31 protein-coding genes are annotated in these 26261 nt (G+C 63.8%); 18 read left to right on the top strand and 13 right to left on the bottom strand.

Annotated features, from left to right (window positions below; genetic code table 11):
• Position 1: 1 nt before the first annotated feature.
• The 5 genes from A5708_RS08435 to A5708_RS08420 all read right to left on the bottom strand — a co-directional run bounded on the left by A5708_RS08435 (position 2) and on the right by A5708_RS08420 (position 3882).
• The gene (locus A5708_RS08435) at positions 2-1171 is read right to left on the bottom strand and encodes a glycosyltransferase (RefSeq protein ID WP_065028182.1); all 1170 of its coding nucleotides are present in this window, start codon (positions 1169-1171) and stop codon (positions 2-4) included.
• On the bottom strand, positions 1168-2139 hold the full coding sequence (locus tag A5708_RS08430) for a UDP-glucuronic acid decarboxylase family protein (RefSeq protein ID WP_065028181.1): 972 nt from the start codon (positions 2137-2139) through the stop codon (positions 1168-1170). Before A5708_RS08430 ends, A5708_RS08435 begins: the two co-directional genes overlap by 4 nt.
• Before the next feature lie 125 nt (positions 2140-2264).
• On the bottom strand, positions 2265-2702 hold the full coding sequence (locus tag A5708_RS08425) for a nitroreductase family deazaflavin-dependent oxidoreductase (RefSeq protein WP_065028180.1): 438 nt from the start codon (positions 2700-2702) through the stop codon (positions 2265-2267).
• Between the two features lie 61 nt (positions 2703-2763).
• Positions 2764-2922, bottom strand: a complete 159-nt coding sequence (locus A5708_RS27170) for a hypothetical protein (RefSeq protein WP_196772570.1) — start codon at positions 2920-2922, stop codon at positions 2764-2766.
• Positions 2923-2952: 30 nt separating this feature from the next.
• Positions 2953-3882, bottom strand: a complete 930-nt coding sequence (locus A5708_RS08420) for a LysR family transcriptional regulator (protein WP_065028179.1) — start codon at positions 3880-3882, stop codon at positions 2953-2955.
• 99 nt (positions 3883-3981) lie between these two features.
• On the opposite strand from A5708_RS08420, the gene A5708_RS08415 reads away from it, so the two are divergent.
• The 5 genes from A5708_RS08415 to A5708_RS08395 are packed head-to-tail and all read left to right on the top strand — an operon-like array spanning position 3982 to position 8511.
• Positions 3982-5271: an aromatic ring-hydroxylating oxygenase subunit alpha gene (locus A5708_RS08415; RefSeq protein WP_065028178.1), complete on the top strand. Its 1290-nt coding sequence runs from the start codon at positions 3982-3984 to the stop codon at positions 5269-5271.
• On the top strand, positions 5264-5587 hold the full coding sequence (locus A5708_RS08410) for a hypothetical protein (RefSeq protein WP_065028177.1): 324 nt from the start codon (positions 5264-5266) through the stop codon (positions 5585-5587). Before A5708_RS08415 ends, A5708_RS08410 begins: the two co-directional genes overlap by 8 nt.
• Before the next feature lie 4 nt (positions 5588-5591).
• The gene (locus A5708_RS08405; protein WP_065028176.1) at positions 5592-6422 is read left to right on the top strand and encodes a TauD/TfdA dioxygenase family protein; all 831 of its coding nucleotides are present in this window, start codon (positions 5592-5594) and stop codon (positions 6420-6422) included.
• A complete protein-coding gene (locus A5708_RS08400) occupies positions 6419-7297 on the top strand; it encodes a TIGR03619 family F420-dependent LLM class oxidoreductase (RefSeq protein WP_065028175.1) in 879 nt (292 codons plus the stop codon). The genes A5708_RS08405 and A5708_RS08400 overlap by 4 nt, the downstream gene beginning before the upstream one ends.
• An 11-nt stretch (positions 7298-7308) precedes the next feature.
• Positions 7309-8511: a cytochrome P450 gene (locus A5708_RS08395; RefSeq protein ID WP_065028174.1), complete on the top strand. Its 1203-nt coding sequence runs from the start codon at positions 7309-7311 to the stop codon at positions 8509-8511.
• A gap of 29 nt (positions 8512-8540) precedes the next feature.
• On the opposite strand, the gene A5708_RS08390 is transcribed toward A5708_RS08395, so the two are convergent.
• The 3 genes from A5708_RS08390 to A5708_RS08380 all read right to left on the bottom strand — a co-directional run bounded on the left by A5708_RS08390 (position 8541) and on the right by A5708_RS08380 (position 10249).
• The gene (locus A5708_RS08390) at positions 8541-8885 is read right to left on the bottom strand and encodes a DUF732 domain-containing protein (protein ID WP_065028173.1); all 345 of its coding nucleotides are present in this window, start codon (positions 8883-8885) and stop codon (positions 8541-8543) included.
• A 167-nt stretch (positions 8886-9052) separates the two neighbouring features.
• Positions 9053-9559, bottom strand: coding sequence for a DUF2505 domain-containing protein (locus A5708_RS08385; RefSeq protein ID WP_065028172.1), 507 nt, complete (start codon positions 9557-9559; stop codon positions 9053-9055).
• A 27-nt stretch (positions 9560-9586) separates the two neighbouring features.
• Entirely contained in the window at positions 9587-10249 is a 663-nt protein-coding gene (locus A5708_RS08380) for a M15 family metallopeptidase (protein WP_081292879.1), read from the bottom strand.
• 161 nt (positions 10250-10410) lie between these two features.
• Between A5708_RS08380 and A5708_RS08375 the strand changes: the two genes are divergently transcribed.
• Positions 10411-11979 carry a serine hydrolase domain-containing protein gene (locus A5708_RS08375; protein WP_065028170.1) on the top strand — a complete coding sequence of 523 codons (1569 nt, stop codon included), beginning with the start codon at positions 10411-10413 and terminating at the stop codon, positions 11977-11979.
• Positions 11980-11986: 7 nt separating this feature from the next.
• Here the strand turns inward: A5708_RS08375 and A5708_RS08370 are convergent, their stop codons facing one another.
• The gene (locus A5708_RS08370) at positions 11987-13546 is read right to left on the bottom strand and encodes an LCP family protein (protein ID WP_065028243.1); all 1560 of its coding nucleotides are present in this window, start codon (positions 13544-13546) and stop codon (positions 11987-11989) included.
• Between the two features lie 176 nt (positions 13547-13722).
• Positions 13723-15501, bottom strand: coding sequence for an NAD-binding protein (locus A5708_RS08365; protein ID WP_065028169.1), 1779 nt, complete (start codon positions 15499-15501; stop codon positions 13723-13725).
• 398 nt (positions 15502-15899) lie between these two features.
• Between A5708_RS08365 and glnA the strand changes: the two genes are divergently transcribed.
• A complete protein-coding gene (gene glnA, locus A5708_RS08360) occupies positions 15900-17336 on the top strand; it encodes a type I glutamate--ammonia ligase (protein ID WP_065028168.1) in 1437 nt (478 codons plus the stop codon).
• Between the two features lie 33 nt (positions 17337-17369).
• Here the strand turns inward: glnA and A5708_RS08355 are convergent, their stop codons facing one another.
• Entirely contained in the window at positions 17370-18557 is a 1188-nt protein-coding gene (locus A5708_RS08355; protein ID WP_231117846.1) for a tyrosine-type recombinase/integrase, read from the bottom strand.
• Positions 18554-19054, bottom strand: a complete 501-nt coding sequence (locus tag A5708_RS08350) for a helix-turn-helix transcriptional regulator (protein ID WP_065028167.1) — start codon at positions 19052-19054, stop codon at positions 18554-18556. Before A5708_RS08350 ends, A5708_RS08355 begins: the two co-directional genes overlap by 4 nt.
• A 105-nt stretch (positions 19055-19159) precedes the next feature.
• Between A5708_RS08350 and A5708_RS26080 the strand changes: the two genes are divergently transcribed.
• From A5708_RS26080 to A5708_RS08310, 11 genes are all read left to right on the top strand, one after another.
• Positions 19160-19336, top strand: coding sequence for a helix-turn-helix transcriptional regulator (locus A5708_RS26080; protein WP_081292868.1), 177 nt, complete (start codon positions 19160-19162; stop codon positions 19334-19336).
• Between the two features lie 65 nt (positions 19337-19401).
• A complete protein-coding gene (locus A5708_RS26710; protein ID WP_155765941.1) occupies positions 19402-19695 on the top strand; it encodes a hypothetical protein in 294 nt (97 codons plus the stop codon).
• Positions 19692-20804, top strand: a complete 1113-nt coding sequence (locus A5708_RS08345; protein WP_081292867.1) for an AAA family ATPase — start codon at positions 19692-19694, stop codon at positions 20802-20804. The genes A5708_RS26710 and A5708_RS08345 overlap by 4 nt, the downstream gene beginning before the upstream one ends.
• 299 nt (positions 20805-21103) lie before the next feature.
• Positions 21104-21436 (top strand): hypothetical protein, encoded by a 333-nt coding sequence (locus tag A5708_RS08340; protein WP_065028166.1) that lies wholly within the window; start codon positions 21104-21106, stop codon positions 21434-21436.
• Between the two features lie 110 nt (positions 21437-21546).
• Positions 21547-21990, top strand: coding sequence for a hypothetical protein (locus tag A5708_RS08335; RefSeq protein WP_065028165.1), 444 nt, complete (start codon positions 21547-21549; stop codon positions 21988-21990).
• 43 nt (positions 21991-22033) lie between these two features.
• The gene (locus tag A5708_RS08330; protein ID WP_065028164.1) at positions 22034-22378 is read left to right on the top strand and encodes a hypothetical protein; all 345 of its coding nucleotides are present in this window, start codon (positions 22034-22036) and stop codon (positions 22376-22378) included.
• Positions 22379-22470: 92 nt separating this feature from the next.
• A complete protein-coding gene (locus A5708_RS08325) occupies positions 22471-22923 on the top strand; it encodes a hypothetical protein (RefSeq protein WP_065028163.1) in 453 nt (150 codons plus the stop codon).
• On the top strand, positions 22920-23354 hold the full coding sequence (locus A5708_RS26705; RefSeq protein ID WP_155765940.1) for a hypothetical protein: 435 nt from the start codon (positions 22920-22922) through the stop codon (positions 23352-23354). The genes A5708_RS08325 and A5708_RS26705 overlap by 4 nt, the downstream gene beginning before the upstream one ends.
• 460 nt (positions 23355-23814) lie before the next feature.
• Positions 23815-24138 (top strand): hypothetical protein, encoded by a 324-nt coding sequence (locus A5708_RS27450; protein ID WP_231117845.1) that lies wholly within the window; start codon positions 23815-23817, stop codon positions 24136-24138.
• Complete coding sequence (locus A5708_RS08315) at positions 24135-24677, top strand: hypothetical protein (protein ID WP_065028162.1); 543 nt, start codon at positions 24135-24137, stop codon at positions 24675-24677. The genes A5708_RS27450 and A5708_RS08315 overlap by 4 nt, the downstream gene beginning before the upstream one ends.
• Positions 24678-24701: 24 nt before the next feature.
• The gene (locus A5708_RS08310; protein WP_065028161.1) at positions 24702-25658 is read left to right on the top strand and encodes an HK97 family phage prohead protease; all 957 of its coding nucleotides are present in this window, start codon (positions 24702-24704) and stop codon (positions 25656-25658) included.
• A 106-nt stretch (positions 25659-25764) separates the two neighbouring features.
• Here the strand turns inward: A5708_RS08310 and A5708_RS26700 are convergent, their stop codons facing one another.
• On the bottom strand, positions 25765-26055 hold the full coding sequence (locus tag A5708_RS26700; protein WP_155765939.1) for a hypothetical protein: 291 nt from the start codon (positions 26053-26055) through the stop codon (positions 25765-25767).
• Between the last annotated feature and the right edge of the window lie 206 nt (positions 26056-26261).

Below are 26261 nucleotides of genomic sequence, written 5' to 3'. Positions count from 1 at the left end.
TTCAGCCCGAGTCTTGGCCGACCATGGCTTCCAGGAGATCGGCGGCCGTGGCAGCGCTTTCGGCGGGGGTGGCCATCTGAGCGGCGACCTCAAGGGTTCGCGCGATGCAGTGCGGAGTGAGGATGGCCCGCAGATCGGAGAGCAGCGAATCCGGGGTGGTTGCGGAGAAGTGCCGTCCGATGCCGACGCCCAGCTGCCCGACCGCGGCGGCCCACATCGGCTGATCGACCGAAACCGCGAGGGCCAACGTAGGTTTGCCGGCCCGGATGCCGGCGAACGTGGTGCCGGGACCCCCGTGGTGAACGACGGCGCGGCAAGCGGGAAAGACGGTCGAGTGGTTCACCGCGCCCACCACCTTTATGTGGTCGAACTGTGAGGTGCGGGCCAAATCGCTTACGCCGCTGCAGATCAGCGCACGCTCACCCAATTGCGCGCAGGCCCCGCTGATCATCTCGAGCAGGCCGGCGTGAAACGCGACGCGCGCGCTGCTGCCGAAGCCGAAGTAAATCGGCGGCGTTCCCGCGCCAATCCATGACGACACCTCGTCGTCGACGTCCGTCGTCAGCTCCAGCGTCAGCCCGCCAACGAAAGGCCGTCGGACATCCCATTGCGCCCACTGGGCTGCCAGCCCGGGGAAGAAGAGTTCGTCGTAGGCCTGGATCTCCAGCGGTTGTCGCGCCGAGGGCCCCGTTTCCTCCGGTAGGCCCAACGTTTGGCGCAGGGCGTCTTCGGCCTCTTTGGTAACCGGCGTACACGTATCGCGCCCGAGCGGGTAGATGTGCAGTGCAGCCTGCGGAATGTCGTGATATTCCGCAACATTGGCGGCCAGCCCCTGCTGGCTCGCGTCGGTCAACAACAGGTCGGCCCCGTCCGCCAGCGACGTGAGCGCCGTGCCCAGCTGCGGCCAGAGTCGTTTGAGGTCCTCGGAAATCACCCACGCCATGAAGACAGGGTTCGGCGTCTCCCCGTATTTCCGGGCGATATTCGCGTTCTGCTCAACCTGATCCGGGCCGTGGGGGACCGCCGCGAGCCCCGCCGACTCGACGAAGCCGACATAGTTGGGCGGCACTGCCATGGTGACATCGTGACCGCGGCGCTGCAGCTCCCGACCGATGGTTGCGCACGGCTCGACATCACCCCGAGTTCCCAAGGTTGCCAGCACAATTCTCATCGCTGAACGCCCCCATCGGAGCCTGGGTCGACGATGCCTCTGAAATAGCCGATCGTCCGTTCGACGCCCTCTTCGAACGAGATTCGTGGAGTCCAGCCGAGCGCGGACTCGGCGAGGCTGATGTCCGGCCTGCGCTGCTTCGGGTCGTCCGGCGGCAGGGGCTCATAGACCGTGGCCGAGGGCGATCCGGTCATCTCCTTGACAAGGCTCGCGGTTTCGAGGACGGTGCGTTCGGCTGGGCTGCCGAGGTTGACGGGTCCAGTGAACGAGGCGTCGCTCGCCGCCATATTGACGAGCCCTTCGACGAGATCGTCGACATAACAAAAGGAACGGGTCTGGCTGCCGTCCCCGAAGACGGTGATCGGTTCGCCGCGCAGCGCTTGGACGATGAACGTCGAGATGATTCGGCCATCCTCTGGATCCATCCTCGGACCGTAGGTATTGAAGATGCGGACGACCTTGATAGGGACGCGGTAGCGGCGCGCGTACTCGAGCGTCAGCGTCTCCGCGACCCGCTTGCCTTCCTCGTAGCAGGCCCGCACCCCGAAGCAGTTGGCGTTGCCCCAGTAACTCTCGGCCTGCGGATGGATCGTCGGATCCCCGTAGACCTCGCTGGTGGAGGCCTGCAGAATCGTCGCCTCCCGCTCGCGCGCCAGCTCCAGTAGGTTTCTGGTCCCGACGTAGTTGGTCTCCAGCGTGAACAGGGGATCCCGCTGGTAGGCGCGCGGCGAAGCGGGACAGGCCAGGTTGAAGATGACGTCCAGCGGACCCGGCACGACCGCGTCGACCGGCCGGGTGATGTCATGCTCGACGAAACTGAAGCCCGGGTCTTCGTCGAGCTGCGCGATGTTCTCGCGCCTGCCGGTGCAGAGATTGTCGAGTCCGATGACTTCGATGCCGTCGCGGCGGAGACGATCGCACAGGTGGGACCCCAGGAATCCGGCGGCGCCCGCGACGAGGGCTCTCACTGCTTGTTCTCCTTAGTTCCGGCCATCGAACACGTAGCTTCGCATGACCGACGTGACGTCCTACAGGACGCCCGCTGGAACCGATTGCGCTCGCACCGGGGGTTCTTGGTTTGTTCAGCTGGAGTTCAAGATTTCGGGGCCAGGACGACGACGGGAATCGGTCGCGACGTCTTCTTCTGGTATTCGTTGTAGCGGTTTTGATTGTTCTTGTTGACGATCTGCCACAGCCGCGGATAGTCCGGATCGCCGGACAACACCGGTCGCGCGGTGACGGCGAAACGTTTTGGGCCGACGTTGATCTCAACGTCGGGATTGGCCTTCAGGTTGTGGTACCAGCCGGGGGCCTCGGGCGCACCTCCCTTGGAGGCGACCACCAGATAGTTGTCCCCGTCGCGGGCGTACGTCAGCGACGTCGTGCGCTGTTTACCGGTCTTCGCGCCCACGGAGTGCAGCAGCAGACTTGGTATCCACAGCGTGCGGTGACCGATCCAGCCGTTCGTCTTCTGATAGACCGTGTTGTGCACCCGCAGCACCTGCGGGAGCAGCTTCTCCACGAAACTCATAACTTCCAGTCTCACTCAGCGGCGGCAAGCTTCGCCAGTGCCTTCCGCGAGGCGCGGCGGGCTAGTGGTGATGCGGCGGTTGTTCGTCGCGCAGCCGGCGCTCGTCCCACGCCTCGCGCACCTGCTCCTCGTCGCCGAACCGCTCCACGTCCTCGGGCGTGACGTGCACCCGCTTCGATTTCGGCGCGGGCCGCGGTGGATGCGAGGGTTCAGTGGGCATGACGCGATTATCTCTCAATTCGGGCCAACCCTAGCTCTGCGCCCTGGCGATGTTCTCGACGATGATCTGGCAGGCCGTGTCGTAGAAGGCGCTGATCAGGGTGGAGAAGGACAGCTCGAAGGGATAGATCATGTGCACGGCCAGCGGCTCGACCGCCCAGTCGGGCAGGATCGGCACGATGGTTCCCTCGCGCAGTTCCTCGGTGCAGATGATCTGCGTGGGCATGGCGCCGATGCCGAGTCCCTGCAGGATGTACTCCTTGCAAACCTGAAAGTTGTTGGCCCGCGCGCGTACCCGTGGTGACAACTCGTGTCGTCTGTCCAGTTTGGTCACCGCCAGCTTCAGCTTTTGGGGCCCGCAGAAGCCGAAATCGATGAAAGGCAGAGTGCTCACCTGCGCGGGTTCGGTAATCGGATCCTTCAGCTGCGCTACGAAATCGGTTGAGGCGCAGAGGAAAAGGCTCAGGTCGAAGACTTTCCGCGCGATCAGCGTCGAATCCTGTAGCGGTCCGGGGCCGAACACCACGTCGTAACCGTCCTTGACCGGGTCGACGACGTTGTCGACCAACCGAATATCCAAGCGCGAGTTCGGGTATCGCTGCAAGAACGTCGTGCCGACGCGGGATGCGTAGTCGATGCCCAGGCTCACCGGTATCGCGACCCGCAGTTCACCCTGGGGCTCCTGCCGACTGCCCTCCACCAGCGCCCGTACAGCGTTGGCCTCGGCCAAGATGTTCATCGCATGGTCGTAGATCTGCTCGCCGATGTCGGTGACCGTCAACTGGTGGGTGTTCTTACGCAGCAGCTTGATGCCCAGGTCGGATTCCAGCTTGGTCAGCCTCCGGCTCACCGTGGACTTGGGCATCCCGAGCGCCGTCGCCGCCTTCGAGATGCTGCGGCAGTCCACCACCTTGCCGAATATCAGCAGGGCATCGAGGTCAAAGGGCAGATTCTGTTGCATCGGTGTTCCAAGTATGCAACAGGGTGTTGCGTTCGTACACCTTATTGGGGGTCCCCGCAGCTGCTAGCGTCGGCCGCACCACGTAGGAGGTACGCGGGGATGAATCAGCCCATCGCCGTCGCCAAGCCCCCAAACGGGCACTGGACCGACGCATATCCCGAACTCGGCCGCGGCCCGGTGTCACTCGAAGACTGTGTATCCGAAGAGTTCTACGAGAAGGAACGCGAGCACGTCTTCAAGAAGACCTGGCTCTACGTCGGGCGAGTCGAACGAGTCCCGCGTTCGGGCAGCTACTTCACCCGCGAGTTCAGGTTCCTGAACACCTCGATCATCATCGTGCGCGGCAAAGACCAAGTGATCCGCGCCTTTCACAACATCTGCCCACACCGCGGCAACAAGATGCTGTGGGAGGACGACCCGTTCCAGGAAGTGACCGGGCGCGCCCCGTTGCTGTACTGCCGCTTCCACGGCTGGCGCTACAAGCTGGACGGCTCGCTGCACTCGGCCACCCGCACGGACCTGCTGCTGGACTTCGACGCGGACAGCTGCCAGGTGCCTGCGGTGCAGTGCGAGGTGTGGGAAGGCTTCATCTTCATCAACCTCAACCCGGACAACACCGAGCCGCTGCGATCCTTCCTCGGCGCATTGGCCCATGGCATCGAGGGCTATCCGTTCGACGGCCCGCACCAGGTCTACAAGTTCTCGGCCGAATTGCAGTGTAACTGGAAGATTTTCGTCGACAGCTTCGCCGAGAGTTACCACGGCCCGTACCTGCACGCATCGTCGTTCGGCGCTCTCACCGCGGAGGCCAGGGACGCGTTCGACCAGCCGAACCCGTTCACCGACGCGCTGGCCTACCAGCTCAGCGGCCCGCACCGGATGTTCTCGTTCTCCGGTGAGCCCTCGCAAAAGACGCCGTACTCCAAGCCAATTGAGTGCGTGATGGAAGCCAGCGCCGCGGGTCCCTGGAACAAGAAGGTCGACCGGGGGCCGATGCCCCCGGGGATCAATCCCACCCGGTCGGAGAAGTACGGGTTCGACTCGTTCCAGTTCTTCCCCAACTTCGTCATCATCTTCGGCGCATCCGGCTTCACCACCCACGCCCACTGGCCCACCGGCCCGCACTCGCACGTGTTCGAAGTGGAGATGTTCTATCAACCTCCGAAGACCCACAAGGAGAGGCTCGGCCAAGAGCTCACCGTCACCTTCCTCAACGACATCATCCTCGAGGACGCGAGCCCGTCCGAGGGCCTGCAGGCGATGCTCAACAGCGGTGTCCTGACGCAGTTCACGATGAATGACGAGGAGATTCTGCTGCGCCACCTGCACAAGGTGGTTGGTGATTACGTTGCGGCCGGCGAAGCGGCGAAGGCGGGTCAGCGTGAGTAGGGTTCTGCCGCCCGATTTTTCGGGCCTGGAGCATCTGGTGCCCGAGTGGGCGATCGAGGATGGGCACCAGCGCTACGTCAAACGCGTCAACAGCTCCATGGCGGAAATCCGGGCCTTCTACGACGAGGTGTTTCCGCACGCCGAGGAAGCCGTCGCCTACATCGACAAATTCGACTACTCCGAGCCGCTGCCCGACGACGTCGCCAATCTGCGCAACCTGCTCTACTCGCTGATCACCGTCTCGTTGGCGGTCGAGCTGTGGAAGCAGCCGCGGGTAAAGCATTCGGCCAACACCATTCTCACGAGAGTCAGCTGAAACCATGGGACTCACTTCTGCGCAGCTGCAGATCGTCGACCTCACCCCGAGAATCGGCAGCGAAATCAGAACCGATCTCGGCACGCTGCTGAGCGGGCGGGAGGCGTCGACGATCCGTGACGTTCTCGAGCGGCGCGGCGTGGTGTTCTTCCGCGGGCTGGACATCGGTGACGAGGAGCAAGTCGCCATCGCCAAGACCCTCGGCACGCTTGTCGCCAACGAGGGCCAGGGCGGCATCAACAAGATCTCCCTCGACGAGAAGGTCAATCAGCGCGCCAAATACCTGCAGGGTTCGTTGTTCTGGCATTTCGACGGATCGCTGCAGCCGCTGCCCAATCTTGCCACGCTGCTGCGCGCGGTGCGGCTCTCCGAGACCGGGGGGCAGACCGAATTCTGCAACACCTACGCGGCCTACGACGACCTTCCGGATGCCGACAAGGACGCGATCGCGGAGCTGCGCGTGGTGCACAGCGCGGAGCGCTCGCAGTATTACGTCACCCCGGAGATGAGCTACGACGAGGTGGCCTTCTGGCAGAAGTCGCCAACCAAGGCGTGCCCGATCGTGTGGACGCATCAATCCGGGCGGAAATCCCTGCTGCTGGGTGCGACCTCGGATTACGTGATCGGCCTGCCGGTAGAGGAAAGCCGCGCACTGCTTGCGCGACTTCGTGATTGGGCCACCCAACCGCAGTACGTCTATCGGCATCAATGGCAACCCGGCGACCTGCTCATCTGGGACAACACCGGAACCATGCACCGGGTGTTGCCGTATTCGGTCGACAGCGGCCGCCTCATGCACCGAACGATTCTCGCGGGGGAAGAGCCCCTGCAGTGAAGCTCGGCATCGCCACCCCGGTCGTCACCAATGTCGCTGGAGCGCCCCTGGAATGGGAGAAGGACGCCGGCATCGAGGACATCGGCCGGGTCGCGGAGGTCGCGGATCGGCTCGGCTATCACCATATGACCTGCAGCGAGCACATCGGCGTGCCCTCGACCGAATCCGGCCGGCGCGGAGCTCGCTACTGGGATCCGCTATCAACGTTCGGGTACGTTTCGGGGCGCACCAAGCGAATTCGCTTCGCCACGATGACGTTGGTGCTGGGATACCACCATCCGCTGGCGATCGTCAAGCGTTACGGCACACTCGACCACGTCAGTAACGGGCGGCTGATCCTCGGTGTGGGCGTCGGTTCGCTCAAGGAGGAATTCGACCTTCTCGGTGCGCCGTTCGACGACCGTGGCGCCCGCGGCGACGACGCCCTGAGGGCGCTGCGGGCGGCGCTGCCCAGCAATGAGCCGACGTATCGCGGTGAGTTCTACTCGTTCGGCGGGCTGACCGTGGAGCCCTGTGCGGCACAGGCGCACATGCCGATCTGGGTCGGCGGGCGTACACGACGTTCCTTGCGGCGTGCGGTCACTCTCGCGGACGGTTGGTGCCCGTACTACGTGTCGATCCACACGGCCGCGGACTGGTTGCAGCAGTTCGAATTACCGCCGGATTTCGAGGTGGTGATGCCCGCGGAGCAACCGCTGGATCCAGCCGGGAAACCCGATGCGACGCAGGACACGTTGCGGGAGTTGGCCGACGGCGGCACCACCATGCTTTCGGCTCGCTTCGTCCACCGTTCGTTGCAGCACTATCTCGAGCAACTGCACGCCTTGATCGAACTGCACCGCGAAACCTTCGGTGTGGACGCGCCCACGCGGTAGACAGGAATCTCATGACCACCAAGACCACCGACGACCTGTACTACGACCCGTGGGACGTCGACCTCAACGCCGACCCCTATCCGATGTTCCGGCGCATCCGCGAGAACGCGCCGCTGTATTACAACGCCGAACACGACTTCTATGCGCTGAGCCGGTTCGACGACGTCAACCGGGCGCTTGTCGACCATCAGACCTTCAGTTCCGCGCGCGGCGTCGTGCTGGAAATCATCAAGGCGGGCATCGAGATTCCGCCGGGCCTGCTCATCTTCGAAGATCCACCGGTGCACGACATCCACCGCAGCTTGATCTCCCGCGCGTTCACGCCCCGCAAGATCAACTCCCTCGAGCCGATGATCCGCGAGTTCACCCAGCGATGTCTGGACCCGCTGGTCGGCGGTGACCGCGTGGACTTCGTCAAGGATCTCGGCGCCATCATGCCGCTGCGCGTGGTGGGCATGCTGTTCGGCATCCCCGAGGACTACCAGCGCCGGGTTCAGGAGGACGGCGAGAAGTTCGTCCGCACCAAGCGTGGCGGACGAATGACGGACAACACCGACGCCAAGCTCGCCGACGGAGAGGTCTTCGCCGACTTCATCGACTGGCGCACAACCCATCCCGCCGACGACCTCACGACCGAGCTGCTCAACGCCGAGTTCGAGGACGAAAAGGGCATCACCAGGAAGCTGCACCGCGACGAACTGCTGATGTTCATGAAGGTCGTCGCGGTCGCCGGCTCGGAGACGACCACGCGGTTGATCGGCTGGTCGGGCAAGCTGCTTTCCGAGCATCCCGATCAGCGCCGCCGGCTCGTCGACGACCGGTCACTGTTGCCCGGCGCCATCGAGGAGCTCCTGCGCTTCGAGCCACCCGCGCTGCAAGCGGCGCGGTATGTCACCCGTGACATCGAATTCCACGGCCAGACCGTGCCGGAGGGGAGCGCGATCCTGACGCTGATCGGCGCGGCCAACCGCGACGGACGGCGGTTCGGCGAGAACGCGGAATCGTTTGATGTGACCCGGGTCCCGCGTCAGCATCTGACGTTCGGGGTGGGCGCCCACTACTGCCTCGGCAACGCGCTGGCACGAATCGAGGGGCGAATTGCGCTGGACGAGATCATGAATCGGTTCCCCGATTGGGAAGTCGACCTCGACGCCGCGGTGTTTTCCTCGTCGTCGGCGGTGCGCGGCTGGGACAGCATGCCGGCCCGCGTTTAGGCGGCACGGGGTTCGAGTCCCCGTGGCTCCTAGCTGTTGGTCCAGCGGTCGAACGCGGACTCCACATCCGGGCAGAATGTTCCGACCGCGGCGCCCATGATCTGGCCGGCTTGCGCCGACGCGAAGCCATTGCCCGCCACTGTCGGGTAGATGGTGTCGAAATCGGTGCCGCCGCGCGCCTGCTGGCAGACGTTGTTTCCGATGTCGACCATCCTTCCCGGGTTGTCATACGGCACATGCAGCACATTCAGCGTGTGTAGGTAGGCCGCGACCGAGATGGGATCGGGGTCGGCGTTCGCCGTCGGCGCGAGCGATACCAGCCCGGCCAGTGCGGCCGCGGCCGCCGCTGACCTGAACACGACCGTGCGAATCAAGGAGTGCTCCCATCGACGCGTGAGATTGTTACGCTGCGCGAAACACGTTGTTGTGGTGACCGATTCACCACGTCAACAGGGAGCGTAGTGCCGCGCCGGGTGTCGCGACGCCGGTTTGCTTCATTCCGGCCCCGAAATACGTCAAGACGCGATCGACGAGTTGTGCCTCAGCTGTTTTCGATGATCCACGTGGTGGTGAAGCGCAGCATCTCGGGGATGCCCTTGGACAAATCGGATCCGATGGTTTTCTCGAGCTTGCCGCCCACCAACGGGATCTTGACCTCCACCCTCAGGGTGGTGTGCAGTTGTGAACCGCCGTCATCCGTCGGCGCCAGCCGGGATTCCGCACGGCCCGATCCCAACCCGCCCGACGCCGAGACGCTGATGTGCCCGCGCACTTGGCTGTCGCCGTCCGGTCGCCACGTCTCGGTCTGCACGATCTTCACGTCAGCGGTGACGAATTTGGCGACCATTCCGGGGAGAATCTGACGGCCCAGGTGCTGGGTCGTGCGCACCGTCACCGTGCCGTCGGCGTCGGTCACCAGCGAATCCAACGTGGCATCGGCGGAGCCGGCCGCGATGCGGGCCAGCCAGTAGTCCTCGCGACCGAACGCGGCATGTATCTGTTCGACGGTGGCGGACGACTCGGTCGAGACGTCGAATGAGCGCGACATATCCGCCCATTCTTACAGAGGCCCGGCTCACGGTCGCTCAAAGTGCTGGTAGTCGGCGGGCGACGTCCAGTAGCCGCCCCACCGCCACCCGCGGTCCGTAAAGATGTGTACGCCGGGGTCCCCGCCGTGCAAGAGCCCCGGGTCGCTGCGGTTGCGGTCCAGATACTCCGCCGCGTTGTGCGGTTGGAAGGTGCCGTCGGCGTAGACGCACGGGTTGAGACGCGGATTCAGGTCGATGGCCCGACCGTAGGCGTGTTGCGACCAGTGCTCGCTCCCCGGGATGCCTCGGCAATTGAACGCCGACGTGTTGTCGTCCTCCATGGACAGCTCGTCGTCGGCGGCCGGGTAGCGGTCCGCCGTGCGGATCCTCTCGATGGGAAATCCCACCCGGTAGAGCTGTGCGAAGACCGTGATGACCTCCGGCACCAGGTCCTGGTGCACGATCAGCTCGCCGCGATGGGTCCGGCCGTCGAAACCGACGTGATCAACTTCGACACGTCGTAGCTGCGCGGGGTCCACCGGGCAGCCCGGCCGCCAGCTCGCACCGAGCTCGGCGGCGGTGACCGGGCGAACGTCGCTGGCGGCGGGCGTCGACGGCGCGCCCGCCGCCGACGACTTGCTGGACGATGGCCTGGACGCCGGGGGTGTCGGCGCGGCGGTGCATTGCGTCAGCGTGGCCCCGGCCGCCATCGCGCCCGCCAGCACGGCAACCCACCGCCTGCCGAAGGTCACCGAGGATGGGTCCTCACCGCTTGCTCCATCGCGACAAGACCGTCGCGACCGGGTGTCGCGAGACAGGTCCGGCGCCAACGCTACTGCAATCCGCGAGGGCGCCGACCTACTCTTGCCATATGCCGGTAGTCAGTGGCAGGTGGAAGTTCTGGCCATCCTCGCTACGCAAGACGGTCGTGGTCGCAATTGTGTTGCTCGCCCTCATCGCGGTTTCGCCGTGGACTTTTACAGCACGCACACCGGTAGCCGACCGCCCACAGCAGCCCGCGCAGCCGCCCACACAGACGCCGGCGCCCGCGGCGGCACCGGCTGCGGCTCCCGCACCCGAATTCGAGACCATCTCCAAGCTGATGAACGACGCGATCGCGGCAGGGGGACTGCCGGGCGGCGTGGTAATGGTCGGGCATGACGGCAAGGTCGTCTTCCACCAGGCGTACGGGTCGCGCAAACTCGCGGGCGAACCGGGGTTGGACGGATCGCCCGCACCCGCGGAGCCTATGACCGAGGACACGATCTTCGACATGGCGTCATTGACGAAGTGTCTCGCAACGGCGGTCACCATCATGCAGCTCTACGAACAGGGCAAGGTGGCGTTCGACGATCCGGTGCAGAAGTATCTGCCCGACTTCAACGCGACGAACGATCCACGGCGGGCACAGGTCACCGTGCGCATGCTGCTGACCAACACGTCGGGCGAGGGGATCGACGTAAGCCTCGCAGACCCGTGGGGGCTTGGCGGACCCGACAAAGCCGAAGGCATTCATCGCGCGCTCACCACGCCGCTGCAGTCGGGTCCGGGTGAGCTCTTCCGATACTCCGACATCAACTACATCCTGCTGGGTGCGCTGCTCGAGAAGGCCACAGGCGAGGCCGAGGACACCTACGTGCAGCGCAATGTGTTTGCCCCGCTTGGCCTGCAAGACACCCGCTACCTTCCCGCGGCCAAGGCCTGCGGCCCCCACACGATCAGAGGAGCGGCGGTTGCCTGGGCCCCCGCGCCGGCGGCAGGTGAGTCGACGGCTTGTCCCGCGGGGACCTGGAGCACGAGCCTTTTGCCGCGCATCGCACCCACGGCGCGCGACGAGGAAAGCAGAGACGACCCCGGCAAGAATCCGGATTTCTTTGCCCTGCTTCGGGGTACGGTGCATGACCCGACGGCACGCCGGATGGGGGGAGTGGCCGGCAATGCCGGCATGTTCTCGACGGCGCACGACGTCGGCATCTTTGCGCAGGCGCTGCTTGACCGGCTGGCCGACCGCCCGAGTGAGTTTCCTTTGCGGCCAGAGACTCTCGAGCTGATGACGACCCCTCAGCAGCCCGGCCATACCACCGATCAAGTCCCAGCGGCAAACCGTGCCGCTCGACAAGCTCACACTCCGACCTATCCGGCGATCGAAGGGCAGAGCCTGTTTGGTTTTGGCTGGGACATCGACACGGCCTTCTCCAGGCCGCGCGGGAAGGTCTTTCCGGTCGGCAGCTTCGGCAATACCGGATTTACCGGAACCACGCTGTGGATAGACCCAGGTTCGAATACCTACGTCATCCTGCTGTCGAACTCGATCCACCTACGGGGCAGCCCGCCGATCTCGCACCTCAGGGGTGAGGTGGCGACGGCCGCGGCGCAGGCCTTGCACCTCTACGGCGCCGCACCATCGATACCGACGCCCGTCCCACGGAAAACACCGTAACGCCTTGTTATTTGACGCAGGGAATGCCGTCAGCGGTCATCCGCGAGAGGTTGGTAACGGCGGGTTGCTGCGCGCCGGTTCCGGTGGCGGGCACTGTGGTAACAGGTGCTGTGGCGGTCGCGGTCGGCGATTCCGACGTGGAATTGTGGGTCTGGTCGAACCGGGAGAAATCGGTCCCGACGGTCAGCCGCACCGTGTTGTGCGCGACGCTGTCGGATGCGGTCGCCGTGATGTCGTACTGGTCGGCGAGCTCGGTGGCCGCCACCTTCGCGCCGGCTCCGTAGGTGATGGTGCTCGTCTCGGTGGTGGAGTCGGCCGTGCTGACCTTGCCTTCACTGAATCTCCCAGTCGCCAAGAGCATTTGGACAGTTGCCGCCTCACCTTGCCGGCCCGAGGCATTGACGACGTCGAGCGCGACGCCGCCTGAGGTGCTCTGCGCACCGTCCGGTTGCGCCGCCGTGGTGGGGCTGCTGGTCGAGGGTGCGGTAGACGAATCGGCGCCCACCAGGTTATGCACGATCGAGCGGATGGTGGCTATGTCGATGAAGTTCACATAAGCGCCATCTGAGAGTTGACCGAAGCCGGCGACCGGCAGCGTGTACAGCGCCACCGATCTGTTGGGGAATTCCAACGCATTACGAATGATTTCGTCGAAGTCGAAACCGGCGTCGACGGCGACGTTCTGCTTGGCGACATCCAACAGGGCGTGCAGTTTGGTGGGGTCCGACAACGTTCCGCCGCGCCGCATCGCAGTGATCACCGAGACGATGAAGGCCTGCTGGCGCCGGCTCCGATCAAGGTCGGTGAACGCCGCGTCGTTGGGGTCGCGGCGCTGCCGGACGAAGGCCAACGCCTGAGTCGCGCTGATCTGTTGGACGCCTTGATGAAAATCCGCGCCCGAGTAGTACCGGTCCGAGGTATCCGCGCTGAGGCACACCGTAATCGGCTCGACCACCCGGGCGAGTTGGAAGAACCCGGCCAGGGTGACTTCGATGAAGTGATCGATCGGGAGCTGCAGAAGACTTTTGACGGTGCTGATTTCGGCTTTGCGGCCCGCCTCCCGCGCCGCCTGCTCCTTGGCCGTCGAGTCTTGCCCTTGCAACGGCGTCGGAGTCGGCCGCGAGCCTGTGGAACCGTGGCCGGCCATCACCCGCTGGTAGGCGTAGCTGTAGGCCTCCTTGATCTTGCCGTGGCAATCCGAGGTCGGGCATCCGGCCAGATCGACATAATCGTCGCGGGGGATCGAAATCGCCGTGGCCGGGCCGCCGCCGGCAGGCAGGTGCACCACGATGAGCGCGTCGGAATCGCCGTCAGCGGAATCCTCGTTGCCCGCGTGCAGCGCGTCATAGATGTCGGGCGACAGCGGCTGCCCGTGCTGGTCACGGCGGCTATCCAGGCCCATGATCAGGATGTTCTGGTCGCTTCCGGTCGACGCGGGCTCGCCGGCCAGTGCCTCGGATTTGGTGATGCCCGCCGACGCACTGCGGTAGGCGTGCCAGGCGATGCCGATGACGGCCACCACTACCAGTGATATCAGCGCGGCCAGCACCTTGGCACCGGCCACCATCCGGTGGTTGCGGTGCAAGCGTTTTCGTGGCCCAGCCGTCGGTGGATCTGCTTCTTCGCCGGGCGGGCCCGCTCGACGCGTCATGACAAATCTGAGAATAGCCAGGTCGGGGCGCTTCAAACTGGGTATTGCGGATGGCGGTTCGAGTTCGGAGAAGCTTCCCGCGCATATTTCCGTCAAGCGTCCGGGTCGGGTGCCCATTTTGGTCGGCGAACAGCTGTCTTGCGCGGCGAACGCGCCGAGGCCAGTGCTGCCGCACGCTCACCGTTGACCGCGGTCAGCGGTGGCGGCTGGCCCTTGCGCAGCGTCGCGATCAACTCGCGGTACGGACCGATGAGGTAAACGGTGTCACCGGCTATCAGGCGGGAGTCGCGGCGGGGGCGAAGGCTGACCGGCCCTTCCGGTCGAGTGATCGCGATGACGCGCGTCTGGGTAGACAAATCCACCATCCGCAGTCCATCCAACTCGCTGCCCGCCGCGACCAGCATTGCGCCCACCATAAAGGAGCGCTGCCCGACCCAGAACGTTCCGAGCACCTTCAAGCCCATCGCGGCACCGATGAACCAGGGAGCCGCCAGGTCGACGATCGACCGCACGTTCTCGAAACCGAACCGCCGATTGATCGCAGCGCTCAATGCGCGGCCTTGAACGCGCGTGACGATCGGCACCTTGGTGTCGGATCCCAACATCTCCAGCAGCACGATCCCGGTCTCGATGTTCTTCATGTCGTGGTCGGTCACCACCGCGACTCCGCGGGCGCGTTCGACATGCGCGGATTCCAGCGTCTGATGCATCGTTGCGTCTCCGAAAATTACCGGCACATCGAGTTCGGCCACGGTCGATAGGAAGCGGTTGGTCTCGTCACCCTCGATGACGAGGACGTCGTAACCGGCGGCCGTCAGGTCGCTGACGACGCGGACGCCGATGGAGCCGAGTCCGACGACGACGACGTGGTCGCGCATATGGCGTGCCCGGCGGAGTCCGGCCGTTTGCAGAAAGCGGCGCGACAGCAACAGGTCTGCAAGAAACGCGACGAGGACGGCGGTAACGGTCACACCGCCGAACATCAACAACACCGCGAAAATTCGCAGCCAAGGGGATTGTTGGGTGAAGCTGAAATCACCATAGCCCACGCCTGTAATCGTCTCGGAGGCGAAGTATAAGGCGTCAATCCACGACATCGGCGGGTTGCGATAGGCGAAACGCACCACGGCCGTCGAGCCGAGCGTCAGGAAAAGCGCGAATGCCAGCAAGGAAAAAAGCATCGGGTTCACGTCGTCGCGCATGGCGCGCACGGCATCGATCGTGCGTCGCACCCGTGAGTCGCGAGACCGCGTCGCAGTGCGGGGCGGCACCTTCATCCCGCGGGCGTCCAATTCCTCTTTGATGCCGATCATCGAGGTCCAGTCGCCGACGTAGACCCGTAGATCCCGTCCCGGGCATGGCACCACCTCGCCGGGGGTGGGCGAGTTTTTGCCGTGGACGACGGCCACCGGCGCCAGGTCAGCGTAGATCTCACGCAGAGTGGCGTTGTACGGCGCCTCGGATCCCCAGACAACGAATTCGATGCCGGCCGTGTCGAACTGATGCGCGTTGCGAGAGAGAACCGCTTCTACAACGGAGGGTGCCGCGAGGTCGGCGACGTCCAGAATCGCGCCAGGGCCGTTAACGGCAGCCACCGCTTCATGCAGCACTTCGTTGGACAGACGCGCCACTACACGGACGTCGGGACTGTATTCCCTTGCAAGTAAGGCGATTTCGAGATTTACCGCATCATTGGGCCCAGCGCAGACGACGGCGCGCGCGCGGTTCACCCCGGCGGCGAGCAGATCGGCGGCGGTGTCGATTCTGATGATTCGCGCGCCGGCTCCCCTCAGCTCCTCGGCGATCGTTTTCGACAGCGCGTCGTCGCCGCTGACGATGATCTCGCGATGGAATTGATGAATTGCGCCCATTTCGCGGGAAGTCGGACGCTTCGTTCTCTTGTTCCCAAGACCGGTAGCGACCTTATGCCGTTCCTCTAGGTCGTTCGGCATGGCCGCTCCCGCCTCTGCTGATACGTGCATCTACGCGTTCGCATCTCGTTCATATGACTATCGGCCACAGCGTTGGATAGCGCCAGCGGAGGAGCGAGAATGGATAGCGTCGTGGGCGAGTTGCCTAGTACTGGCGCAACACGTTCGACTCAAGGTCGTCATGCAGGCGAAATAGCAGTGGCGTAGAGAAAAGTCCCGAGTCGGTTCTATCCGCCTGAAAAGACTTGGCAATGCCTGGTTCTGCGGGAAGGTCCCGTGGCGGAGCAAACATGACGCGCAACCGATGTCGGCCCGGATGAGCGAGCAAGGGAGCATATGTGACCGAAAAGACGCCCGACGATATCTTCAAACTGGCCGAGGACGAGAACGTCGATTACGTCGACGTTCGCTTCTGCGATCTGCCAGGCACCATGCAGCACTTCACAATTCCGATCTACGCATTCGACGACAACGTATTCGAGGACGGTCTGGCCTTCGACGGTTCCTCGATTCGCGGATTCCAATCGATCCATGAGTCCGACATGCTGCTGCTTCCCGACCCGGAAACCGCGACCATCGACCCATTCCGCGCAGCCAAAACGCTGAACGTGAACTTCCACGTCCACGACCCATACACCCTGGAGCCCTACTCGCGCGATCCGCGTAATGTCGCCCGCAAGGCGGAGAACTACCTGATCAACTCGGGCATTGCGGACGCCGCGTACTTCGGCCCGGAGGCAGAGTTCTACATCTTCGACTCGGTGAAGTTCGATTCGCGCACCGACACCTCGTTCTACAAGGTAGACGCGACATCTGGGTGGTGGAACACCGGGGAGGAGACCGAGCCCGACGGCACCCTCAACCGCGGCTACAAGGTCCGCCCCAAAGGCGGGTACTTCCCGGTCGCACCCACCGACCACTACGTCGACCTCCGCGATGAGATTCTCACCCACCTCACCAACGCGGGATTTCTGCTGGAGAAGGGGCATCACGAGGTGGGCAGTGGCGGGCAGGCCGAAATCAACTACAAGTTCAACACCTTGCTACATGCGGCCGACGACCACCAGATGTACAAGTACATCGTCAAGCAAACCGCATGGCAGGCCGGGAAGACCGTGACCTTCATGCCCAAGCCGCTGTTCGGGGACAACGGCTCCGGTATGCACTGCCACCAGTCGCTGTGGAAGGACGGTGTCCCGCTGATGTACGACGAGGAGGGATACGCCGGCCTGTCGGACACCGCCCGCCACTACATCGGCGGTCTGCTCTACCACGCGCCGTCGTTGCTGGCCTTCACCAATCCCACGGTCAACTCCTACAAGCGCCTGGTTCCCGGCTATGAGGCGCCGATCAACCTGGTCTACAGCCAGCGCAACCGCTCGGCGTGCGTGCGCATCCCGATCACCGGGAACAACCCGAAGGCCAAGCGGCTGGAGTTCCGCTGCCCCGACTCGTCGGGCAACCCTTACCTGTCGTTCGCGGCCATGCTGATGGCCGGACTCGATGGCATCAAGAACAAGATCGAGCCGCCTCCCCCCATCGACAAAGACCTTTACGAACTTCCGCTGGAAGAGGCCGCGCACATCCCGCAGGCGCCCACCCAACTGTCCTCGGTGATCGACCGTCTGGAGGAAGACAGCGAATACCTCACCGAGGGGGGCGTATTCACGCCCGACTTGATCCAAACCTGGATCAACTACAAACGGGATTACGAGATCGCGCCGTTCAACCTCCGCGTCACCCCATACGAGTACGCGCTGTACTACGACGTATAGGCCAGCGAACCGTACTGACCTGCACTGACGCGCTCATTGCGGCGCCTCGGTACGCAGTCGGTACGCAGCAGATTCAAGCGAGTCCATCCGCTCAGCGATCACAGCACCGATCGCCGAGCGGGTGGACTCGTCTGCGTCAGGCCAAAGGTGCCCGTAGGTGTCCAAGGTGGTGCGCGCGGTCGCGTGCCGCATCCGCGCCTGCACTGTTTTGATGTCCGCACCGGAAGCGATGAGCAGCGATGCCAGGTAGTGGCGAAGATCGTGGAAAACAAACTCCTCGGGCAGCCCCACGATGTCCGCGCGGATATCGCGAATAGCGCGGTCGATGATCCACGGACCGCAACGGTCGGTGCCCGCGCCTTTGGTCACCATCATGTCGCTCGGGTACTTCTGCACCGACGCGGAGAGCAGCAACGCCAAGTCCTGCGGTATCGGGATCGGCGCATCGGAGCCTTTGGTCTTCAGCGGTTTGTCGCCCCACTGCTTTCTGGGGTGCACCACTCCCCTGATGAAATCGACATCGGTCACCTTCAGCCCGGACACCTCGGCGACGCGCAATCCGGCGAATGCTCCGAGGAGCACAGCCGCTTGGAGGTGGTCGGGCACTGCGTCGTGGATTGCCCACACCTGTTCGGTAGTCGCCACATATACCTTGGGCTTGCCCATGGGCGGGGATGTGCGCCGCGAGCACGGGTTGCGGCCGAGCACGCCGTCGTGCACAGCATCGGACATGATCTGCGACAGCCGCGAATGCAACGCATAGACATAACTGGGCTTCGCGCTCTCCTTGAGCTTCGCGACCCACGCCTTCACGTGTGACGGCCGCACCGCGGATAGTTGCATGCCACCGAACTCGGCGACGATCTGGCGGATATGCGTGCGCGCCTCCCGCACCGTGGAGTCCCGGTTGACCTTGTAGCCCTCAATCCACGTACCGCACCATTGCTCGACGGTCATCTGCGCATCACGCGGTGCGACATGCGAACCAGCGACGAGCGCGGCCGTCTGGGATGCAAGCCAGCGGGTGGCGTCGACCTTGCGTGTGAATCCCTTGGTGTGCTCGTTGCCCCGCTCATCGACATACCTTGCCCGCCAGCGCATCCCCCGGCCATCCCTGGCACTGGGCACCGTCTGCTTCTTGCCCTCCGCGTCGCGGACGGTCTTGGTCCAAAGGTCCTCGACCCCGGCCCGCTGATGCCGCGTCACCTTGGCTTCGCTCACTTGGGTTTCACCTCATCCCGTACCGCGTGGCGGGCAGCCTGTCCCGTATCCGCCAGCGCATCGTTGGCAGCGACCAGCAGCTCATAGGCACGCTCGCATCCCGCTATCAGATCCTCGCGAGCGGCCAGGTCATCGTCGGGCGGGGACAAATCGGCAATCCGATCGCGCACAGCGTCGGCGATGTCGAGGATCTGTCCCGTCGATCGGATGGCCGTGTCCGCTACCGCAGTGAGCACGTGGACACGATCGCTCTTCGGCCGCGCCCGGCGCCCCAACAACGCATCGAGCGATATGCCAAAAACGTCAGCCACTGCAGAGGCTTCGTCAATCCTGACCGAGCGATCGCCCCGTTCGATCTTGGCGATCGTCGTCTCATGGAGCTCAATTCCCTTGGTTTTCAGCGCCTTAACCAGGTCCTGCTGTGTCATGCGTCGCCGCTCGCGCTCCAGCTTGATCCGCTTGCGGAAATAGTCCTCGGTCCACTTGCTTCTTGCCATGTTCGCAACTCTACCGTTTTGGTTTGACCGTCACCAGTCTCGCCAGCAAACTAAAGATATACCGAGACGGTACACCACGCTGATTTCGAAAGGACTGACCTGACCATGACCGATGAGTACCTAACAGCACCGCAACTCCAGGAGATGACCGGCACCGTGCAAAGCACCTGGCGCTACTGGGCCTCCATCGGCCAAGGCCCAGCCTCGTTCAAGCTCGGCCGCCGCCGGGTTTGGAAGCGCTCGGTGGTCGAGGAATGGCTCAAGGCCCAGGAAACCACCTAAGCGAAAAACCCGCCGCCCCGGCGCGTTAGCAGCGCTGGCCGGGACGGCGAATTCAAGGAGAAGTTATGGATATTGTAGAACAAATCGGCGATAACAGCACGCTCGACGTGCTGGCGGGTGCACGCCGACGCCGCGAGACGGCAATGCGTTCCACGCCAACAGAATCCGGTGACCGCGATCCGGCCTTCCCTGGCTCTCGCTACCACAGGGGGTCAACAGGGTTGGCAGGTGACTATTTTCAGTACGGATTTGCCCGCGGTGCAATCGATGTGTTGCGTGAGCTCTGGCCGTGGCTTGATGACGCCGCTCGCGCTCGCGCCACCGAACTCGCGGCACGGTATCAGGGTCGGGTCGCATGACCGACGACAACGATCTGGTCGCCAGGGGAAAATCCCTGGGCGAGAGCGGCAAGTACAAGCCGGGACCACCTACGGCCTGTGACGAGATCCCGCTGCCGCCCGAGCCGGAGACCTCAGATGCGCCGGAACGTGGTGCGCATCTGCCCGCGTATCTCCGCTACCCCGAACTGGATTGGGCGCGTGCCTTCGAGCGGCTACCAGAGGACGTTGATTGGCTGGTCCCCGACTTCCTGGTGCGCGGCCTGTTGTATTCGGTGGTGGCTTGGGCGAAATCAGGCAAGTCATTGCTGTTGCAGGACCTTTCGGCGGCGCTGGCCGCTGGGCGTCCCGTGCTCGGGCACCCGGCACAGAAGGCCGCTCACGTGCTGTATGTCGATCACGAGAACTCGCGCGACGACTTGACTGAGCGCCTCGGCGATATGGGTTACGGGCCGGCGGATCTCGCCAACCTGCATTATTTGTCGTTTCCGACGATGCCGCCGTTGGATCGCGCGGACGGTGGAAAGGCGCTTGCGGAGGTCGCGGATCACTACGGCGCCGAGCTGGTGGTGATCGACACCCTGGCCCGCGTGGTCGTCGGTGAGGAGAACAGCGCCGACACCTACCGGAACTTCTACCGTCACACCCTCCTGCCGCTGAAGGCGGCTAGGCGGACTGTGGTGCGCCTCGACCATCGGGGTAAGGACCCTGGTGCCGGAGCGCGCGGTTCATCAGCCAAGAACGATGACGTGGACGTGGTTTGGAGCCTGGCGCAACAGCCCGGCCCCAACGGGGAGGCCTACGTGTCGCTGAAGTTGGAGCGCCAGCGCGGCAATGCCCACCCCGAGCTGATCCGCGTGCTCCGGGATATCAACCCCAGGTTGCGGCACGAGGCGAAGCCGCCGCCGCTCTCGGTTGATGAGGAGCAGCGCATCCGGAACTGCATCGCCGCCATGGAACGCATCCGCCTGCCGCCCGACATGGGCGCCCGCAAAGCACGAACGGCCCTCCGAGACAGCGGCTACAAAGTGCGGAACGAAGTCGTGGCAGCGGCCTTGAAACGCCGAAAGGCGACGATGTGTCCCCAAGTGTCCCAAACAGGCGGGGACACACTAGAAATGGCGGTCTGACGTGTCCCCGGACCCTCTGGGGACACGGCTTGGCCTGCGGTTTCCACCGAAATGGATGTCGCGGGACACGTCAGGCCCCGAAAGTGGGCCGGCACGGGCGGATCTGAGAGTTATTGCAGGTCAAAGCGTGTCCCCAAAGTTTTGGGGACACATGGGGACACACCCGGCTGTGCGTCGCCCAACGTGTCCCTGGGTGGGGGGGGGTCTTGTAAAAGACCCCCACCCGAACGAGGGCGAGCAGCCGGGCGCCTGAACAACAGCTCACGACTCCTCGCCCAAACCGCGAAAGGAAACCAACCATGACCACCACGCCCACCGCCACCGATTACCCGACCGCCGAGGTCCGGGTGCTCACGGTCGATAGCCAGCAAGTGACCATCGGCGTGGCCAGGCAGCTCGACTTCGCCCCGCTTGATGAGATCGACCCGTTTGGGCGCCTCAACGTCCCCCTGGGAGACAACGAGGTCATCAGCGCTGACGTTCTTGGTCGGCACCGCGAAACCGGTGCGCTTGTCCGGTCGGGAGTCGAGCGGCGCTACTGCCTACCCGAACATGTCGACTCGACGCAGGGCCGCGTCGATGCCGAATGCGAGGTCGTAGAGGCCCTTCCGCTGTTGGTCTTAAGCAGATGACCATGACCGGAATCCCCATCCGCTGCACCTAGGCGACGGTGCGCACCCCACACAATGCAGCCCACCCCAAGGCTTAGCACCACCCAACCCATCGAAAGGAACCACGCACCATGACCACCAGCACCAGGCCTTTTGAGATCATCGACCAGGCACGCCGCCGCTACCTGGCGGGGAACCCGGTGCGCCTCAACACCATCCCGGCCTTCGACCACGCCACCGGGGAACCCGCCGGGGAAATGACCTTCCCGAACATCGGCGACATCCAGATCGTCGGCTGCAAGCTGGGTATGGAGTACCTGGCGATCTGCCATGACGAGGACGCCGTCGAGGACTGGATTCACACCGCCATGGGCATCGTGAAGAACCCCGAACTCGCAGGCATTCTGTTCGCCAACGTGTTCCGCGGCATCAACACGCTGCTCGGCCTCATCATCGAAGACGCGGGCATCCGTGATCGCATGCACCGGAACGCTGTTGAGGCTTGGGGCCTCGATTTCATGGAGGCGTTCGGCACCACCGAGGACGACGATCCCGCAACCGACGAGCCGTTCTAACCCGCACCCACCACCCCACCCCAACCCCCGAAGGGAACCATTGATGATCACCAACACCGAAATCCTGAGCGCATACACGCAGCAGTTCGATGGCAGCGGACACGACCCCGCCACCCGTGAGGAAGTAACCGAACTCCTGAACGACCTGGTCGCCCAGATGCGGGAACCGGTACGCGGTATGAGCTTGGAGTACGACGCCGACCAGGCATGGGAATCCATGAACCGGAATGCTCAGCGCCTCGACCTCGACATCTACGACTACGCCGGTGCCGTCGACCACATCGCGGCACACATCGCGCCGCTCGGTGTGTTAGCCGCTGAATGCGAAATCGCACGTGTGCTCAACACGTTCCGTGACGTACTGGGCGAGAAGCTCGTCAACGCCTGATGGACCACCTGCGTGGCCGGGGTGGCACCGCGCTCCACCCCGGCCCGCACCACTACCAACCATCTCAACACCGCACTAAGGAGAACGCCACCATGGGCTTTTGGAACTTCACCGCCGACTACTACGAGACCACCCCGTACACCCCGCACGAAATGTGCACCAATCTCGAATGGAGCTACGACGCCACCGACCTCATGATCGAGGCGCAGGAGGCGATTGTCCGCCTGTTCATCCGCGAACTGGGCCGCGCACCCAGGACGGAGGAACTGATAGCTGGTGCAACGGTTTCGGCGCGGTACAGCACAGATTGGGGGCAGCGTCTTGCCAAGAAGGCACGCGTCGTCACTCACAGCACCAACAACATTCACGATGGCAGTTTCATCGAATGGACCGAGTTCGAGTTCACCCCCGATGACGAGGAAGCCGTCGAACGCGAGATCCGGGAAGAGCGGGAACGTGAGCGTCAGGAGCACGAACTACGTCGGAAGGCAGAGCAGCGGTTGCGTGAGCTAGAGGAACGCCGCAACTGGAAGCTCAAGGGATGACCACCACCGAAGGCTGCATGACCGACCAGACCGAAACGGAACAGCGGCGCCCGCGGCGCCCGGTGCTCGGCCACGAGGACGCCTACGCCGTAGACACCGGCGGCAACATCCACAGCCTGCCACGCCACGTCCGCTGTTGCCAGCCAGGTATGGAAGCTGGTGCAGGCGGTATGAGGCTCGTACCGGGCCGCATTCGCAAACCCAAACGGCGGTACGAGGGCGACCGGTGGCGCATCCGGTTATCACGCGACAACATCCAAACGGACCACGATCTGTCGACCGTCGTGCTTACCGCGTGGGCTGGACCCGCACCATCGCCGGATCACGTTGCACGCCACAGTGACGGCAACGTCGACAACAACGCACCGGCGAACTTGTACTGGGCAGTCCGAGAGAAAGCTGACCGTCCTGCAATCCGGTATAGCGCTTAGCAATACGCGGCGCTGCTATCGGCGCGGCGACTTGCCAAACGCCAACCACACGTATGTAATTGAAGTCATCCGGCGGATCGACGAACGCCGAGTATCGACACAACTGTGTCACAAATCTTTGAGCGGATCAGGCAGGCGCAACACCACCTCCCGCTTAAGCACTAAAACCCCCGCGGCAGGCAGACCACCACCCGGAAATTCCCTGGAGGTGGTATCTCATGCCCGAGTCTTGGTCTAAAGAACGTGCGCGCTGGCAAGCCCGCGTCGGACGCCGCGCTCAAAGCTTCGGCCGCGACCATCCTCGATTCCTCGAAGCGAAGCAAGGACTCGCGTACGCCAAGGCCGCGGAGCACTTGGCGGAAGTTTTCGCCACGTGGCCCCAACCCACAGACGAGCAGCGCACTGGCATAACCCAAATACTGGAATCATCAACAGTTTCCGCGCATTCTGGTGAAGCCTGATGGCCACTCTCATTACCACCCGTGAAACAACCGGGGTCGTCAGGAGCGCTGACGCGCTGATCACCCGCGCCCATCAGTTGCTCGGAGACTGCGGCATTGAGATGTCGTCATCGAAGGTCAGCCGCATTGTCCGCCAGTTCAAGAAGCGTGTTGAGGCCAACGGTTTCAAGTTCGAGGCGTTTCTCGTCAACTCTGCTCTCCTGACCGCTGAGCAACGCCGGAACGCGTTGCTGCACCCCGATATTGCTCGTGTCGTCTCCTACAGCGACATCACCGGCGAAACCGCAGTCACGAATGTCAACCGGGAACGGGGAATTCGGTGATCGAATTCGATGCGTGGCGGAACAGTCTGGTGAGGGCGCGGAACCGCGGCACCCAAACCCTCACAGGCGCCGTCGATCTCGTCGCGGCAATCTTCCGCGGCGACGACACCGCCGCCATCATGATCATCAACAACACGCCAGACGATGACTGTGGTGATCTGATCTACAGCTGCCTGCGGCTCTGTTACGCACTCGCGCAACGCAACCGGACAGCCCAGGGCCTCCTTGAAATTCAGGCCGCGTTCTTCGACATCGCAGACGAGGAGTGGCGGGTCCACCGGCGCAACGCCGCCGCGCTGATCAGTGCGCACGTGCGTGCCATCGACGCCCTCAACTGGGACGACTTCAACATCGTCGGAATCGACCCAGCCGTCTACCACAACCCCGCCGCAGAGGATTTCAACAAGATCATCACCAACTCCGACGAATCACTCTACGAGGTGCTTTTGGCCGCATTGAAGCTCTGGGCGTCGCTGCTGCCCGAAGTGAGCCACGCCAGCATCGAAAACGTGGCCGCCGCAATGCGTATCGCCACCTGACAAGCAACTGAGGATTCGAAATATATGTCCAACTCTGAACGTTCGGCGCCGCCGGTCGAGCGGCTGCACATCAGCGACTTCCAGGGCTTTAGGGCCGGCTCGCCGATCGAGGTCCGGTCGTCACAGTCCCGGACCATCGGCGGGTACGCTGCCGTGTTCGACCGTTCTAGTGAAAACCTCGGCGGCTTCTACGAACGTATTCACCCCAAGGCCTTCAACAAATCAAAGTCTGACCAGTTCCCCGGAGTCGTCTGTCGTTTCAACCATTCGGATGATTATCTGCTTGGCACTACGAGAAGCGGGACGTTGCGATTGACGGTTGACAACACGGGCCTGGATTACTCCGTGGATCTGCCTGAGTGTCGCAACGACATTCTGGAGATGACCGCCCGCGGCGACCTCGCACACTCAAGTTTCGCGTTCCAGGTCTGGACCGACGACTGGACCAAATTCGATAACGGCTACCCGGTTCGACAGCTGTTGTCCTGCAGGATTATCGATGTTGCGCCGGTCGTAAACCCGGCATACAGCGAAACTTCAGTGGCGCTGCGATCGTTCGCTCGGTTTGTGGATGCGCCGTTTGAGGATGTTGTGGAGCGTGCACAGAAGGACGAGTTGCGTAGCTTCTGGCAGCGGACCGACAACATCGACCCGCAGGTGGGCAAAAGTTCACCACCCACGCCCCAACCAGGCGCCGAGCCCGAAGGCCGCGACCCGCACAAGGCGCTGGCCGAGCTCGCCGAAATCCGCTACGGCCCAAAGCTACCCAATCTGAATCAGGACATTATCAATATCCAGCAGCGCATGGGAGCGCGGACAGCCGCGTCTATCGACGCGAACGAAGCCCAGCTGCGGGACCGCGAACTCGTCCACATCGCCACGACCGCGCAGCGCGAAGCCCGCGAGGCCGATTGGTTCCGCGTCCTTGAGGAACACCGCCGCCGAGCGCAGATCACCGACCTCCGCTACCCGGAGGCCTGACGCCCCGTGGCCCACGCCAAGACCGCCCCCAGGGTCCTGTTACGTGGGGACCCTGGCGACCCAACACAACCCGGAGAGGCGGTGAACCCTGATGTGGCCCTTCTCGTCACGTAAGCAGCGCGCCGAAGAACACGCATCGTGGGAAACATCCCGCCCTCGCACGGTTGCCGAGTGCGCGGGCTTCCTGGATCAGATGGCCGCCCATGACCTGGAGCGTCACCTTGATGAGATCGAGCGCGGCGACGTCCACGCCGAAAGACTCGCCCAGTTGGAATACCAACGAAAAATTGGGCAACTCACTGAGGCCAGGATCGAGTGGAACTGAGCCCCCAAAAGCCCTCACCCGCTGCGCGCGTCCGATCGGGGTGCCATCGTCCCGGCGCGCGGCGGGGGCCACGCACCGACGCTGGGCGGGGCCTCTTCCCCTCCGCCCAGCGTTCGGGTGCACACCGAGACCGCCCCGGCGCTGCGGGCTAGTGATGCAGCCCCCGCAGCACCGGGGCACCCGTCGAACCCCACGAGAAGGAAGCTCCCAAGGTTCGACTGCAGGTCAAGGCGCCGTACACGGCGAAGGAAGCGTCGGCGGCTGTTACGACCAACTCC

It is taken from the genome of Mycobacterium colombiense, assembly GCF_001672755.1.
Taxonomy (GTDB): Bacteria; Actinomycetota; Actinomycetes; order Mycobacteriales; family Mycobacteriaceae; genus Mycobacterium; species Mycobacterium colombiense_C.
Note: the sequence above shows the minus strand (reverse complement) of the source record. Positions and strands in the feature narration are given on the sequence as shown.